This window comes from Amycolatopsis stemonae (assembly GCF_054781455.1).
Window position 1 is genome coordinate 81,388 of record NZ_BAAGUJ010000021.1, and the last position, 14,366, is coordinate 95,753.

The following is a 14,366-nucleotide window of genomic DNA, read 5'->3' on the forward strand; positions in this document are numbered from 1 at the left end:
CGTCGTTCGATTCGATGTGCGAACTGCTGGCCGAACGGCGGACGGCGCTGGGCTGGTCCCAGGACGACCTGGCGGCGAGGCTGCACGCGATGTCCGGCAACGACAGCGTCACCCGGGAAGAGATTTCCCGGTGGGAGCGGGGAAAACGTATCCCCGGACCGTACTGGCGCAGCTGGCTCAGCCGGGTGCTGGAAACCCCGTGCACGGAGCTGGAGCTGGCCGCCGCCGTGACCCGGCGGCAGCGCCGGCTGGCTGAAAGTACCGGATAACTGGCCCCTTCCGATCGCGTCGATCTTCCTTGGATACTGGTCCGGCCACCGACGGAAAACAGTTCCCGAATGGTGGACAGCGGTATTCTCAATTCCTCCCCGAAAGGATTCGATCATGCGTCGTCTTCTGGCTTGCTCGGCGATCCTGGCCTCGGTAGCGGGCCTCGCGGCCGGTGGTGTGGCCGCCGCGACCGAAGAGCAGCCGGCCGTTTCGTCGTCGGTGGTGATCAACGAGGTCTCGACCCGCGGCCCGAACGGCCCGACCGACGAGTTCATCGAGATCCGCAACGTGTCCAACCGCGCGCAGGACCTGACCGGTTACACGATCCGCGTCTACGGCCCGGGCAACGCGGTGCTGGACACGATCGCGCTGCCGGCCGGCACGGTGCTGCAGCCGAAGGGCAACCCCGGCCAGTTCGTGGTTCTGACCGGCCAGAACTTCTCCGGCACGATCGCCGACCAGACCAACGTGGTGCCGTTCTTCCTCTCGACGGTGGAAGGCATCCCGACGAGCGGCGGCGTGGCGGTCTTCAGCCAGACGGGCGCGAAGGTCGACGGCGTCGCGTTCAGCACGTCGGCGTTCACCCCGCGCGAAGGCCAGGCAGCGGTCCCGGAGACCGCGGCGACCGAGCAGCTGGCCGGTGCGAGCGCCCGCGACATCCTGAGCACGGACACCGACAACAACCGCCTGGACTTCTCCCTGCACCAGCGCACGCCGGGCATGGAGAACTGACCTTCGCCCAGCGGCATCGCCGGTGACTCCGATCGGGTGCCGGCCACCGCCCCGGAAGAACCCCGACCCGGCGGCGGAACCCCTGCCGCGGCCGGGCCGTGACGGGCAGGTGACCCTCACGCCCCGGCCGCACTCCACCCGGCGGCGCCCTGCTTCCGGTGGCCGCCCTGCATCCGGCGGCCGCCCCTGCCTCGCGGGCGCCCACGACCCTCGCGTGCGGCATCCGCCAGGCGCGGCGGAGCGCCCGCCGCGACCGGGCCGTCAGAGCGGGGAGACGCTCCGGCCGGGTCGCACCCCGGAAGGCCCGGGCCGTCACTCGGCCCGGGCCTTCCCTTGGCGGGATGTCGCCGATGGCGACACCCCGCCAGCCGAACCCGTGTCTTTCTGGCAAAACCTCGCTCATCCTCGGAAAAACCCTCGCGGCGGCCGTGCTCCACGGCCGCCGCCTGGCATCCGAGGAGAGTGAGGTCCCGATGTCCCCGCGCCCCCCTCACCGGCCGAAGCGCCGTCACCTGGTCGTCGTCGCCGCGATCGTCCTGTCCCCGCTGCCCGCGCCGGAAGCTGCCGCGGCGACAGCAGCGGCGCCGCCGCCTGCCGTCCACCGCGTCACGCTGCTCACCGGCGACGTCGTGACCTACGAACAGGACAGCGCGGGGCACCGCACCGCCCAGGTCGAACCGGCGTCGAGGCCGGACCGGCCGCAGCCCGCCTTCACCATCACGACCACGGCCGAAGGCCTGCTCGTCTACCCCTCGGACGCCCTCCCGCTGGTCAGCACCGGCGTGCTGAACCGCGACCTGTTCAACCTCACCGAGCTGGTCGGTGACGGCCGGGACGACGCGGCCACCGCGACGATCCCCGTCATCGCCCGCTACGGCGGCCGCACCGCCCTCTCCGCCACGGCCCTGGACGCGAAGGCGAAAGCCCTCCCGCGCACCGACCGCCGGATTCCGCTGACCACCGCCAACGGCGTCGGCCTCCGGGTCGAGAAGGCCGGCGCGGCCGACTTCTGGCACGCCCTGGTGACCCGGGACGCGACGGGCAAACCCGCGCTGGCCAACGGGGTTTCGGCGGTCCAGCTCGACCGCAAGGTCCGGGTGGCGCTGGACCGGAGCACGATCCAGGTGGGCGCGCCGACCGCGTGGCAGCGCGGCCTGACCGGGGCCGGGACAACGGTCGCCGTCGTCGACACCGGCATCGACGCCGGCCACCCGGACCTGGCCGGCAAGACGGTCGCCGCCGCGGACTTCAGCGGGGAAGGCGACGTCGTCGACCGCAACGGCCACGGCACGCACGTCGCGTCGATCGTCGCGGGCACCGGCGCTGCTTCCGGCGGGCGCTACAAGGGTGTCGCGCCGGACGCGAAACTGATGGTGGCCAAGGTCTTCGACGCCTCGGGCGAGGGCGACACCGCGCAGGTGATGGCCGGCGTCGACTGGGCCGTCGCGCAGGGCGCGAAGATCGTCAACCTCAGCCTGGGCGCCGGGGTGAGCGACGGCTACGACCCGCTGAGCCAGCAGCTGGACACGCTTTCGGCGGAGAAGGGCACGTTGTTCGTGGTCGCCGCGGGCAACGCGGGCCCCGGCGACCGGACCGTGACGACCCCGGGCGCGGCGGCGTCGGCCCTCACCGTCGGCGCCCTCGACCGCGACAACTCCTTGGCGTGGTTCAGCAGCCGCGGCCCGCGCCTGCGCGACGCGGCGGTGAAGCCGGAGATCGCCGCGCCGGGTGTCGGCATCGCGGCGGCCCGCGCGGCCGGCACGGCGCTGGGCGACCCGGTCGACGACTTCTACACCCGGCTGTCGGGCACGTCGATGGCCACGCCGCACGTCGCGGGCGCGGCGGCGATCCTGCTCCAGCAGCACCCCGGGCTGTCCGGGGAAGCGCTGAAGAACGAGCTGGTCAGCACGGCGAAGGACGTCGGCCTGCAGTGGTACGAGCAGGGTTCCGGGCTGCTCGACATCGCCCGCGCCGTCACCCAGGAATCGAGCGGGACGGCCGTGGCCAGCTTCGGCCGCACCGAACGCACCACGGCGGCGCGGATCACCCGGACGCTGACCTACGCCAACACCGGTGACAAGCCGCTCGACCTCACGCTCAAGCTCCAGGTGCACCCGTGGGACGACCAGGCCGCGCCCCTCCCGGGGATGCAGCTGTCCGGGACGACCCTGTCCGTGCCACCGAACTCCACGAAGTCCGTGGAGCTGAGCGAAGATCCGAACCAAGGCACCGCCGGCGTCTACGGCGGCTCGGTGCTGGCCACGACCGCGGACGGGTCCGACGCCGTGCGCACCGCGGTGAGCGCGTACAACGCGGCGGCGCTCGCGCCCGTCACCGTGCGGGTACTGGACTCGACGGGGGCGCCCGCATCGCTGGCCTCGGTGCAGCTGATCGACGACAGCGCCGGCACCGCCAACCGCAACGACCCCTTCCTCGACCAGGTCAGCCAGCAGGTCGACCTGGTGGACGGCGTCGGCCGCGTCGGCGTGCCCGCCGGCCGGTACTCGGCGCTGGGCTGGATCGTCGAAAACGGCGCCGCGGCGCGCCGCTGGTCGGCCGTCAGCGCCGCCGGGGTCGCGGTCACCGGACCGGCGGAGATCACCCTGGACGCGGCGACCGCCGTCCCGGCCACGTTCGTCATGCCCGAGCCCGCCGATCTGCGGGACCGGACCGTCATGCTGCGGCGGGTGATCCCGGCGTCGGCGGGCACGAGCGGCTACATCGGCGAAGCCGGGCTGTCGACCGGCAGCGCCGCGTGGGACGTGCGGGTCGCGCCGGCGCCGGCCACCACGACGGGCACGATCTCGGTGCAGGACAGCGCGGTCCTGTCGTCGGCAGCCGTTTCCCTCAACGCGGGAACAGCCGTGCTCAACCCGGCGTACGACGTCCCGTCGCTGACCGCGAAGCTGCCCGGCGAGCGGACCCTGCCGCTCGTGTTCGCCGAGGCGGCGAACCTGGCGGCGGCCGACGTCCGCGGGAAGGCCGTCCTGGTGCGGCTCCCGGCGGGCACCCCCGAGGAGGTCGCCGCGAGCGCGTCGGCCGCGGCCCGCCAGGTGGCCGCGGCGGGCGGGACAGTGTTGCTGCCGTACGCCGGTGCGGCGCCGATCCCGGGGCTGACGAGCACGGTGGTCCCGACGCTTTCCCTGGACTCCGAACAAGGTGAGGCGCTGCGCGCGGCGACGTCGGTGCACCTCGTGGTGCGCGCGGCACCCGACGCGATGTACAACCTCAGCTACTTCGACCGCAACGGCGTGCCGAAAGACCTCACCCGCCGGGTCGACCGGGCGTCGCTGGTCGCGACGAAGACGACCTACCACGCCGACCGCCCGGACCTGAGCGGGCAGAAGACCTGGTACGCGTTCCCGACCGGCTCGTGGAAGACGCAGCTGGTGCAGGGCGAGAAGATCCCGGTGCCGGGCACGTGGACGGAGTACACCGGGCCGGGCGACGACCGGCTCGTCTGGAAGCGCGTGGTGACGTTGTCGGGCACCGACGCGACGGGCAGACGGGCGTCACTCGCGATGAACCGCCAGGGCACCTACCGCCCGGGCGAACGAACGCGGCCGGACGAGCACTGGTTCCGCGCGCCGCTGCACAGCACGGCGGTGGAGCTGCCGCTCGACCACCCGGCCCGCTACCCGGCGACGGCGAACGGCTGGACGGTGCTGTGCTCGCTGTGCCGCGGCGGGACCGACCCGGACCTGTTCGTCCCGGCTCTGCAGTGGACGGACGGCGCGAACTACACGAGCCCCTACGAAAACGCCCGCTACTTCACCGGGACGACAGCGCGCCTGTTCCGCGACGGCGCCGAAGTCCCACGGTCCAATGCGGACGATCCGCTGGCGCTGTTCCCGGTGTTCCGGCTCGCGCCGGAGCAGGCGACCTACCGCCTGGACGTCACCGACGTGATGCCGGCCCAGGCCTGGGTGGGCACCCCCAGCACCGTCCTGTTCCAGCGCGCGCCCCGCACCGACACGTCGTGGACGTTCACCTCGGCGCGCTCCGCGACGGCGCCACCCGCTGGGTACACCTGCTACCCGGCCGGGACCGCGTGCTCGTTCCAGCCGCTCATCCAGCTGGACTACCGGATCCCGCTGGACCCGGCGAACCGGGCCCCGGCGAGTCCGGCGTTCACGTTCGACATCGCGGCGGCGTCCCATTCCGGTGCCCGCGGCGGCCCGGTGACGCAGCTGAAGGTGTCGTCCTCAGTGGACGAAGGCCGCACCTGGACGGCCGCGGTGGCCAAACCGCACGGCGACGCGGTGTGGACGGTGACGGTGAACCAGCCGTCGGGCGGCTTCGTCTGGCTGCGCACGGACGCCCGGGACGCGTCGGGCGACACGGTCACGCAGACGGTTCAGCGGGCGTACGCGCTCACTCCCTGACGTCGGGCCGGGGGAGCGCGACCCACCCGCGCGCGGCGGCTTGCAGCCCGGCTTGGAACCGGGTGCCGGCGCCGAGCTGGTTCATCAGGTTCTGCAGCCGGCGCTGGAAGGTCCGGTAGCTCATGCCGAGCTGCTTGGCGATGCTGCGGTCGGGCAGGCCGGTGGTGAGCAGGGCCAGCAGCCGGGCGTCATCGAAGGAGAGGACGCCCGGCTGCTCGGTGCCGGGGAACCGCAGTGGCAGCCCTTCGCGCCACAGAAGCGCGAAGAGCGCACCGAGCGCGTCGAGGAGAGCACACCGCCGGATGACGAGCGCGGACCGGATTTCGGGAAGATCGGACCGCAGCGGAACCAGCCCGAAGTCCCGGTCGACGAGAATCATCTTGACGGGCGCCTCCGGCACGACGCGGGCTTCCTCGCCGAGCACGAGCCCGGCCTCGAGATCGGTGGGAAGATCGTGCACTTCGAGCGCACTCCGGTCGTAAACCCCCCGAAACCGAACCCCGCGTCCGAGCAGCTCCCGTTCGGCGGGATGCAGAACCGTGGGCGGCTGCGCATAGGGCGGCTTGTCCACGAAGGTGACTTCCTGCTTGGCCCGCCGCAGAAGCTGGTCGGCGCGTTCGGCAATGCGCTCGTGGCCGTGCACGACCTCGACGAGGTCGACGGAATGCTGCGCGGGAGCGTCCCGAAACCGCTGTTCAAGCCGTTCACAGACCAACCGCGCGGCGGCCAGCTCCTGCTGCTTGCGCCCGAGCATGGCCCCGAGCGCAATCTCCGGCCGTACGGGCGCGTAGGCCTTGGGAGTGCCGGGAAGCCGCGCGAGCAGCCCTTTCCTGGTGAGGACGCGCACGATGGGCCTGAGCTGCTCATCGGAGAGCCCGGTGGCCTCCCGGAGTTCGGCGTGGGTCATCGACCCGGAGCCGGCAAAGGCCTGGTAGACGTCGAGGTCGGCTTCCCGGAGACCGATGATGTCCAGCATGACCCTCCCCGCGGGGCTTTGCTGCACGTTAACGCCGGGGCGGCGCGGGAGAGGGTACGGAAGGTACTTCCGGCGGGACCTCAGATACGACGAAAGCCACGTCTACCTGGGTAAACGTGGCTTGTCCGTCGGGCTGACAGGATTTGAACCTGCGACCCCTTGACCCCCAGTCAAGTGCGCTACCAAACTGCGCCACAGCCCGGACCCGCACTCGCTGAGTGCGTGAGAAGTACTCTAGCGTGCCCGTGCAAGCTGCCTGCACTCGGGGGCCCGATCCGCCTGACCTGCGGAAACGCTTCAGGCGGATCGGGCGGCAAGATCAAGCCGGGTTTGCTGCGTGGGTCAGGGTCTGCCAGGCCACGAACAGGTTGTTCGAGCCCGCCGGGCGCTGGCGTTCCGTCAGCGTCTGCGTGTTCGCCATCGCGATGCCCAGGCGCGTGTGCAGGGCGTTGAAGCCCACCTCCGTCACCGGGCCCAAGCCCAGGTTCAGGTGGCCCGAGCACAGCCAGGACGGCGGGGCCGTGCCCAGCTGGTACTTCGACTGGAAGCCCAGGGCCTGGCGCAGGCGCTCGCCCACGTCCGTTCCGTAGACGTCCTGGCCCTGGATGCGCAGCGTCTCCGCCACGTCCGCTATCGCCGCTATGCCGTAGCCCGTGTGGGTGAAGTCGCGGCAGGTCTCCTGGGTCAGGCCGTCCACGAACGTCGATTGGCCCTGCCAGTAGCCGACGATCTGGTCGCGCGCCGAGAGGCCGCTGCCGGGGACCGTCTTCGGGAGGGAGCCGTCCGAGGACAGGTAGACGTAGGCCGCGACGCGGTTGCGGTAGCGGGTCACCGCCTTGTCGAAGTTCGCCTTGTCCTCCAGGAAGACCGAAATCCCGACCGCGGCCTCCATCATGGACAGTTCCCAGTTGCCGTTGCTGTTGCTGCCGTTGATGATTTTGTTCAGGTACACATTCCGCAGCATCGTGCCGAAGCGGCCGGAGTTCGGCCAGCTCGTGTACGTGTACTTGATGATCTCCGCCGCCCGGGGCCAGGACGAACCCGCCCAGCCCGTCTGCAGGGGCGCGTTGCTGTTCGTGTGGCTGGTGATCGTCGCCGACCACGCGTCCATCAGCGCGATCGCCTTCTGCGCGTAGCGGGCGTCGCCGGAGATGTACCAGATCAGCGCGTCCGTGTACGCCGCGATCGCGTCTTCCCGTTCGTCGGTACAACCGTTGTTCGGGTTCGAATACGGGCCGCACTCGACGACCGAACGCGGTTTCGGCGTCCGCGAAAGCGACGCATACGCACTCGATTTGGCTTGGTCGTACGCGGCTTTCCACGGCTGGGCGCCGGCATTCACCTGCGCTTTGACGAAGTCGAGCTGGGGACGGCTGACCAGCACGCCCGGGTGCGTGAAAGTCGCCGGCGCCGCGGGGGACGGGGTGGCGACCAGGCCGAGCGCCAGCGGGACCAGGGCGGCGAGCGTGACAACTCTTCTCAAACGGGACATGGGCTCTCCTCGAGACGACGGTGTCCGGGGTAGCGCGCTCCGCCCAGTTTCATGGTCCAGACCACCAGGAGTCAAGACAAAAGGCAGGCCTTTCTTTTTGTTCCGAACAAAAGATTCAGCCCGCTGAACGGAGACGCATTTCCGTTCAGCGGGCTGAACGAAATCAGCCGAGTCCGGCGGTGACCGCGTTCATCAACGTCCCGGTGTCACCCGACATCTCCCACGCCATCACGCCGAGGAGGCCGCGCGACTTGAGCCACGTCGTCTTCAACCCGATCGACCACGCGTCGTCGAACGTCCACCACTGGCCGCCGTTGCCGGTGTAGCACGACGTCGCGACGGCCGCCGTGTCGTGGTAGACCGTGCACGCGGGAACGCTCGCCACCAGGTTCGAGTAGCCGCGCGTGCCCGCTTCCTCGGCGAACTGGCCCGGCGCCGCGCCGGTGGCCGACTGCCATTCGCCGTGTTTGCCGCCGTCCGCGACGCCCTGCCAGCCGCGGCCGTAGAACGCCAGGCCGAGGGTCAGCCGCCGGGGATCGACGCCCGCGTTCGTGTACGCGTTGATCGCGCTTTCCGCACTGAAGTGGAAGTTGTACGGGTCGTCCGCGTCGGCGTACAGGTTGCCCTGGTGGCCCGTGCGGTTCGGCTCCCACGAGTTGTCGCTGCCCGAGCCGTGGAAGTCGTACCCCTGCACGTTCGCGACGTCCAGGTAGTCGAAGACCTTCGACAGGTCCCAGCCGGACGCGACCTTGTTCGGGTCCGCCGGCGTGAACGCGTGCAGCTGGTAGCGCTTGCCGGTCGTCGCGCCGTACGCGTCGAGCTGCGTGCGGAACTCGGCCAGCAACGCGGTCAGGTTGTCCTTGTCGTTCGTGCTCCAGTGGTTGCCCGGGTGGCCGTCGGCGCTGCCGGGCCACTCCCAGTCGAGGTCGATGCCGTCGAAGAGACCGGCCGCGGTGCCCGGGCCGCCCGCGCCGCCGTAGGACGCGATGTTGCCCTTGATCCACGTGTCGAGGCACGACGAGACGAACTTCTTGCGCGACGCGTCCGTGGCCGCGACGTCGGAGAAGTACTTCGAGTACGTCCAGCCGCCCAGGGAGACCAGCACCTTGAGGTTCGGGTGCTTCGCCTTGAGCTTCTTCAGCTGGTTGAAGTTGCCGCGCAACGACTCCCAGCCGGTGTCGGCCACGCCGTCGACGGACTGCGCCGCGGCGAACGGCCGCGAGTAGTCCGCTTCGGCGTCACCCGCGCCGTCGCCCTGGTTCGGGTCCTGAGGGTTCGCCGTGGTGCCCTTCGTGACGCCGGAGAGGCACGTGAGGTTCACCGGGTCGATGTTCTCGAACGCGTACAGCAGGTGCGTCAGCTTGGCTGCCGCGCCGGACGTCTCGAGGTTCTTCACGAAGTACTGGCGCCCGTAGATGCCCCACTGCACGAAGTAGCCGACCTTCGCGTAGCCCGAAACGATGTCGCCGGTCTTCACGGTGATCGCGGTGCTGGCGGCGGAAACGTTGTCGTAGCCGTCGCGGGCGCGCACCGTGAAGCTGTACGAAGTGGACGGTGCCAGCCCGGTCACGACGGCCGCCGTGGTGGTCACCGTGGTGGCCAGCGTCGTACCGCGGTAGACGTCGTAGCTGACGACGCCGGTGTTGTCCGTCGAGGCGTTCCACGCGAGCGACACGCTGCCCGAATCGGCCGCGGTCGAGCGGAGCGAGCCCGGCGCGGACGGCGGGGACGTGTCGTCGGCCGGGTTGTTGGTGGTCACGGCCAAGGCCGCGCTCGCCGGCGAAGTCGTCCCCTTGGAATCCTTGGCCTTCACCGTGAACGAGTACGCCGTGCTCGGCGTGAGCCCGCTGATCGTGGCGCTCGTCCCGGTCACCGAGGCAGCCAGCGAAGACCCCTGGTAGACGTCGTAACCGGTCACCGGCAGTGAACCGGCGGCCGAGGCGTTCCAGGCCAGCGCGACCGTCTTGGTCGTCTTCGCGACCAGGCGCAGGTTGCCCGGCGCGCCCGGGGGAGTGTCGGGTGAACCGTCGCAGTTCGCGTTGTCGACGCGGCATTGCGCCGGCGTCGCGGCCGCGCTGAGCCGGAACGTCGGGCTGTACGGGTAGGTGTTCCGGCCCGGCGCCAGCGTCGCGATGTAGTACGCCGGGGTCAGCGTGACCTGGGTGCCGTTCTGCGTCACCGTGCCGTTTTCGCCGGTCGACGCGGTGACGCCGGCGGGCAGCGTGAAGGTGATGGCCCAGTTGCTCACCGAGGCGGTGCCGCTGTTCGCGACCGTGTAGGTGCCGGTCGTGCCGCTCATCGCCAAGGTGGCGGTCAGTGAACCGGCTGCGGCGGCCGGGGGCGCGAGCGCCGCGACGCCGCCGACTGCGATCAGTACGGCGGCGAGCGCGGAGCGTAGTCGTGCGGGAGTGCGTCTCATGGCGGTTCTCCAAGCGGCACGAAGGGGACGAGGTGGTCTAGACCACATCGAATGTAACCCGGTGCCGGGGAAACCGCGCACGCCCGAACGGCCGAAACCGCAGGCCGAACGGACTGTTAACGCCCCGAGAACGTCGCCTTGCCGGGTCCGTCGGCGAGGAACGACTTCACGGCGTTGCGGAGGTCCTCGGTCGCGAACAGCTCCGCGGCGATCGTCGTGATGTGCGCGTTCGCCTCCGGGACACCACCGGCGGAGAAGTGGTCGAGGACGCGCTTGGTCGCCGCATGCGCCCGGGTGGGTCCGGCAGCGAGCTGCGACGCGAAGGACCGAGCGGCCGCGTCGAAGCCTTCGTCCGGCAGGACGCGGTTGACGACGTTCCAGCGCTCGAGCGTCGCCGCGTCGTAGGTGTCGCCGGTCAGCACGAACTCCTTCGCTCGGCCGACCCCCGCCCGCGCGGCCAGCCGCTGGGTGCCGCCCATGGTCGGCGTCAGCCCGACGACCTTCTCGACCAGCCCGAACTTCGCGCGCGAAGCGGCGAGGATCAGGTCGCACGCCACGGCCACCTCGAACGCCCAGGTCAGGCACAGGCCGTGGGCGGCGAACACCGTCGGGAACGGCAGCGCCGCGACCCGGTCCGGCACCGCGAGCATCTCGTCGAAGAGCACCTTCGCCTCGGCGGGCGAGCCCTGGGCGTCGAACAGCGAGACGTCCACGCCGCCGCTGACCACCTTGCCCTCGGCACGGATCAGCAGCGCCCGGGCCGGGGACTGCTCCAGGGAGTCGAGCGCCGCGGAGAACGACGACTGCAGCGAGGCGGTGTAGAGGTTCAGCGGCGGGGCGTCGACGGTAAGGACGGCGAGCCCGCCATCACGATCGAGGCGGACCTGCGAAGTCATGTTCACCCGGTTTCTTCGGCGGCGACGATGTCGTCCCAATACTGCTGGGCCTCGGGGCGCCAGTCGACGTGTTTGTGATGGAACAGTTCCGCGGCTTTCGTCCCGCTCCACTTCGCCGGCAGGAGCTCGGCCGGCAGCTGCGGGTCGAGGAACGGGAACCGCCGCCACTCGTGGACGAGCTCGGTCTGCGCCCGCAGCACCGCGCGGCCGCCGGTCGGGTGCAGGCCGGTGAACCGGTCGATGAAGTCCTCGTAGCGGTCCTTCAGTTCGGTGAGGTCCCAGGACCGCGAGACCATGGTCTCCTGCTCGCCGACCTCGCCGTAGGTGGCGGTGAACGACATCGCCTGGGCGTCCAGGCCCAGCTCGTTGACGATCTGCTGGGCCTCCCGCTGGCGGCTCAGGTCCGGGCTGACCCACACGCCGGCCACCGGCGAGCCGAAGCCCGCCCAGGTCAGGCGCGTGCGCAGGCGGTGGCGCAGGTCGCGCTTCGCCTCGGGCACCGAGACGATGAGCATCAGCCACTGCCCGTTCCAGGGGCGCTCTTCGCGGCCGAACGCGTAGATCCGCTCGGCGCCCTCGGTCAGCAGGCGCCGGCCCGGCGGCGTCAGCGACCAGCGCACCCGGCGCCCGACGCGTTCGGAGACCACCCAGCCCTCGGCGGCGGAGCGCGCGAGGGCCTGCCGCGCGGACTTCTCCTCGATGTCGAGGATGCCGAGCACCTCGACCAGCATCGACGTCCAGACCGGCTTGTCGCGCGGCAGCGCGTACTCGCCGAGCACGGTCATCAGGAGCGACCGGGCGCTGGCGTGGCTGACCTCGCGGCGCCGGCTCACCGTGGGACGGGGCGCGGAGGGGCGGCCTTCCCTCGGTTTCGGCCGACGGCCGAGGGTGACCGGGGGAGCGGGTTCGCCCATCTGTGTTCACCGACCTCACTGCTTGGCTGGACCGACAACCGAACAGGGTACCCACACTGAGTGATCAAAGCGCCACGGGACACACACTGTCGGTGGCTTTGACCATGATCTGACCGTTCACCACGGCCCCGTAGACTCGGCCACCTCATGAGCGCAACTCTCGTCGCGAAGGACCTGGCCGCCGGCCACGGCGATCGCATCCTCTTCTCCGGCCTCGATCTCGTGGTCGCACCCGGCGACGTCGTCGGCCTGGTCGGCGTCAACGGCGCCGGCAAGTCGACGCTCCTGCGGACCCTCGCCGGGCTCGTGAAACCGGACGACGGCGAGATCCGGCTGAACCCGCCGACCGCGACCGTCGGGCACCTGCCGCAGGAGCCCGAACGGCGCGAAGGCGAGTCGGTGCGGGCGTTCCTGGCGCGCCGCACCGGCGTGTCGGCGGCGCAGGCGGACCTCGACGCGGCGACCGAAGCCCTCACCGCGGGCGAAGACGGCGCCGACGACCGCTACGCCGTCGCCCTCGACCGCTGGCTCGACCTCGGCGGCGCCGACCTCGACGAGCGGTCCGCCGAAGTGGCGGCCGACCTCGGGCTGGCCGTCGACCTGGACCAGCCCATGACGTCGCTGTCGGGTGGGCAGGCCGCCCGCGCCGGGCTCGCGTCGCTGCTGCTGAGCCGCTACGACGTCTTCCTGCTCGACGAGCCGACCAACGACCTCGACCTGGACGGCCTGGCCCGGCTGGAGCGGTTCGTGTCCGGGCTGCGGGCGGCGACCGTGCTGGTCAGCCACGACCGCGAGTTCCTGGCGCGGACGGTCGACCGGGTCGTCGAGCTGGACCTGGCCCAGCAGCAGGTCAACACCTACGGCGGCGGGTACGAGGCCTACCTCGAGGAGCGCGCGGTCGCGCGGCGGCACGCGCGCGAAGAGTACGAGGAGTACGCCGACACCAAGGCCGCGCTCGAAGCCCGCGGGCGGATGCAGCGCGCGTGGATGGAGAAGGGCGTCAAGAACGCGCGCCGCAAGCAGCCCGACAACGACAAGAACGCCCGCAAGTTCCGCGCCGAGGCCACCGAGAAGCAGGCCTCGAAGGCGCGGCAGACGGACCGGATGATCGAGCGCCTGGACGTCGTCGAGGAGCCGCGCAAGGAGTGGGAACTGCGGATGGAGATCGCCGCGGCCCCGCGCGCGGGCGCGGTGGTCGCGACCCTGCGCGGCGCCGTCGTCCGGCGCGGCGGGTTCACCCTCGGGCCGGTGGACCTGCAGATCGACTGGTCGGACAAGGTCGCCATCACCGGCGCGAACGGCGCGGGCAAGTCGACGCTGCTGGCCGCCCTGCTCGGCCGCGTGGACCTCGCGGACGGCAGCACGGCGCTCGGCCCCGGCGTGGTGGTCGGCGAGGTCGACCAGGCCCGGCGGCTGTTCCTCGGCGACGTCCCGCTGGCCGAGGCGTTCGCCCGCGAGGTACCGGAACTGGCCGACGCCGACGTCCGGACCCTCCTGGCGAAGTTCGGGCTCAAGGCCGCGCACGTGCTGCGCCCGGCGGCGACGCTCTCGCCCGGCGAACGGACCCGCGCCGCGCTGGCCCTGCTGCAGGCTCGCGGCGTGAACCTGCTGGTGCTCGACGAGCCCACGAACCACCTGGACCTGCCCGCGATCGAGCAGCTCGAGGCGGCGCTGGACAAGTACCCGGGAACACTCCTGCTGGTGACGCACGACCGCCGGATGCTCGACGCCGTGCACGTCACCCGCCGCCTCGAGGTCGACGGCGGCAAGGTCCGCGAGCAGTGATGATCCGCGACGCGGTCGGCGAGGACGCCGGGTTCCTCGCGGACATGCTCGTCGCGGCGGTGAACTGGTCGCCGGAGTGGAAGAAGAAGTCGCGCCGCCGCGTGCTCGCGGCGCCGAACACCGGGCACTACATCGCCGGCTGGCCGCGCGAGGACGACCTCGGCGTCGTCGCCGAGGCCGGCGGCGAGCGGGTCGGCGCGGCCTGGCTGCGCTTCTTCCCGCCGGACGACCCGGGGTACGGGTTCGTCGCGCCCGACGTGCCCGAGCTGACGATCGGCGTAGCCGGGGCGTGGCGCGGCCGGGGCGTCGGGCGCGTGCTGCTCCGAGCCGTCGACGACCGCGCCCGGGCCGCGGGCATCGCGCGGATCAGCCTCAGCGTCGAACGCGAGAACTTCGCGCAGCGGCTGTACTTCGCGTCGGGTTACGAAATCGTGAGCGCCGGGGCGGACTCCGACACCATGGTCAAGACCCTCTGATGCGGCACTTTCCCGGGAAAG

10 protein-coding genes and 1 tRNA gene are annotated in these 14,366 nt (G+C 71.3%); 5 read left to right on the forward strand and 6 right to left on the reverse strand.

Annotated features, from left to right (window positions below; genetic code table 11):
- Window positions 1-14: 14 nt before the first annotated feature.
- The 3 genes from ACYVLJ_RS43380 to ACYVLJ_RS43390 all read left to right on the forward strand — a co-directional run bounded on the left by ACYVLJ_RS43380 (window position 15) and on the right by ACYVLJ_RS43390 (window position 5,387).
- Window positions 15-269: a helix-turn-helix transcriptional regulator gene (locus ACYVLJ_RS43380; RefSeq protein ID WP_451972277.1), complete on the forward strand. Its 255-nt coding sequence runs from the start codon at window positions 15-17 to the stop codon at window positions 267-269.
- Window positions 270-384: 115 nt separating this feature from the next.
- The gene (locus ACYVLJ_RS43385) at window positions 385-1,002 is read left to right on the forward strand and encodes a lamin tail domain-containing protein (protein ID WP_451972279.1); all 618 of its coding nucleotides are present in this window, start codon (window positions 385-387) and stop codon (window positions 1,000-1,002) included.
- A gap of 473 nt (window positions 1,003-1,475) precedes the next feature.
- Entirely contained in the window at window positions 1,476-5,387 is a 3,912-nt protein-coding gene (locus ACYVLJ_RS43390; protein WP_460443069.1) for a S8 family peptidase, read from the forward strand.
- Here ACYVLJ_RS43390 and ACYVLJ_RS43395 read toward each other — a convergent pair.
- The 6 genes from ACYVLJ_RS43395 to ACYVLJ_RS43420 form a co-directional block, all read right to left on the reverse strand.
- Window positions 5,377-6,363 carry a helix-turn-helix domain-containing protein gene (locus ACYVLJ_RS43395; protein WP_460443070.1) on the reverse strand — a complete coding sequence of 329 codons (987 nt, stop codon included), beginning with the start codon at window positions 6,361-6,363 and terminating at the stop codon, window positions 5,377-5,379. The two genes, ACYVLJ_RS43390 and ACYVLJ_RS43395, sit on opposite strands and share 11 nt — an antisense overlap.
- A gap of 128 nt (window positions 6,364-6,491) precedes the next feature.
- A tRNA-Pro gene (locus ACYVLJ_RS43400) sits at window positions 6,492-6,565 on the reverse strand.
- 117 nt (window positions 6,566-6,682) lie between these two features.
- The gene (locus tag ACYVLJ_RS43405) at window positions 6,683-7,855 is read right to left on the reverse strand and encodes an alginate lyase family protein (protein WP_460443071.1); all 1,173 of its coding nucleotides are present in this window, start codon (window positions 7,853-7,855) and stop codon (window positions 6,683-6,685) included.
- Window positions 7,856-8,018: 163 nt separating this feature from the next.
- Window positions 8,019-10,274, reverse strand: a complete 2,256-nt coding sequence (locus tag ACYVLJ_RS43410) for a glycosyl hydrolase family 18 protein (protein WP_460443072.1) — start codon at window positions 10,272-10,274, stop codon at window positions 8,019-8,021.
- Window positions 10,275-10,390: 116 nt separating this feature from the next.
- Complete coding sequence (locus ACYVLJ_RS43415; RefSeq protein ID WP_451972310.1) at window positions 10,391-11,170, reverse strand: enoyl-CoA hydratase/isomerase family protein; 780 nt, start codon at window positions 11,168-11,170, stop codon at window positions 10,391-10,393.
- 2 nt (window positions 11,171-11,172) lie between these two features.
- The gene (locus ACYVLJ_RS43420; RefSeq protein WP_451972312.1) at window positions 11,173-12,084 is read right to left on the reverse strand and encodes a PaaX family transcriptional regulator; all 912 of its coding nucleotides are present in this window, start codon (window positions 12,082-12,084) and stop codon (window positions 11,173-11,175) included.
- A gap of 147 nt (window positions 12,085-12,231) precedes the next feature.
- On the opposite strand from ACYVLJ_RS43420, the gene ACYVLJ_RS43425 reads away from it, so the two are divergent.
- Window positions 12,232-13,869, forward strand: a complete 1,638-nt coding sequence (locus tag ACYVLJ_RS43425; RefSeq protein ID WP_460443073.1) for an ABC-F family ATP-binding cassette domain-containing protein — start codon at window positions 12,232-12,234, stop codon at window positions 13,867-13,869.
- On the forward strand, window positions 13,869-14,345 hold the full coding sequence (locus ACYVLJ_RS43430; RefSeq protein WP_460443074.1) for a GNAT family N-acetyltransferase: 477 nt from the start codon (window positions 13,869-13,871) through the stop codon (window positions 14,343-14,345). Before ACYVLJ_RS43425 ends, ACYVLJ_RS43430 begins: the two co-directional genes overlap by 1 nt.
- Window positions 14,346-14,366: the final 21 nt, after the last annotated feature.

Bases quoted from the DNA above. Each gene is read 5' to 3' on its own strand.
- ACYVLJ_RS43410 (WP_460443072.1), bottom strand. From the start codon at position 10,274: ATGAGACGCACTCCCGCACGACTACGCTCCGCGCTCGCCGCCGTACTG.
- ACYVLJ_RS43395 (WP_460443070.1), bottom strand. From the start codon at position 6,363: ATGCTGGACATCATCGGTCTCCGGGAAGCCGACCTCGACGTCTACCAG.
- ACYVLJ_RS43385 (WP_451972279.1), top strand. From the start codon at position 385: ATGCGTCGTCTTCTGGCTTGCTCGGCGATCCTGGCCTCGGTAGCGGGC.
- ACYVLJ_RS43425 (WP_460443073.1), top strand. From the start codon at position 12,232: ATGAGCGCAACTCTCGTCGCGAAGGACCTGGCCGCCGGCCACGGCGAT.
- ACYVLJ_RS43430 (WP_460443074.1), top strand. From the start codon at position 13,869: ATGATCCGCGACGCGGTCGGCGAGGACGCCGGGTTCCTCGCGGACATG.
- ACYVLJ_RS43380 (WP_451972277.1), top strand. From the start codon at position 15: ATGTGCGAACTGCTGGCCGAACGGCGGACGGCGCTGGGCTGGTCCCAG.
- ACYVLJ_RS43415 (WP_451972310.1), bottom strand. From the start codon at position 11,170: ATGACTTCGCAGGTCCGCCTCGATCGTGATGGCGGGCTCGCCGTCCTT.
- ACYVLJ_RS43390 (WP_460443069.1), top strand. From the start codon at position 1,476: ATGTCCCCGCGCCCCCCTCACCGGCCGAAGCGCCGTCACCTGGTCGTC.
- ACYVLJ_RS43405 (WP_460443071.1), bottom strand. From the start codon at position 7,855: ATGTCCCGTTTGAGAAGAGTTGTCACGCTCGCCGCCCTGGTCCCGCTG.
- ACYVLJ_RS43420 (WP_451972312.1), bottom strand. From the start codon at position 12,084: ATGGGCGAACCCGCTCCCCCGGTCACCCTCGGCCGTCGGCCGAAACCG.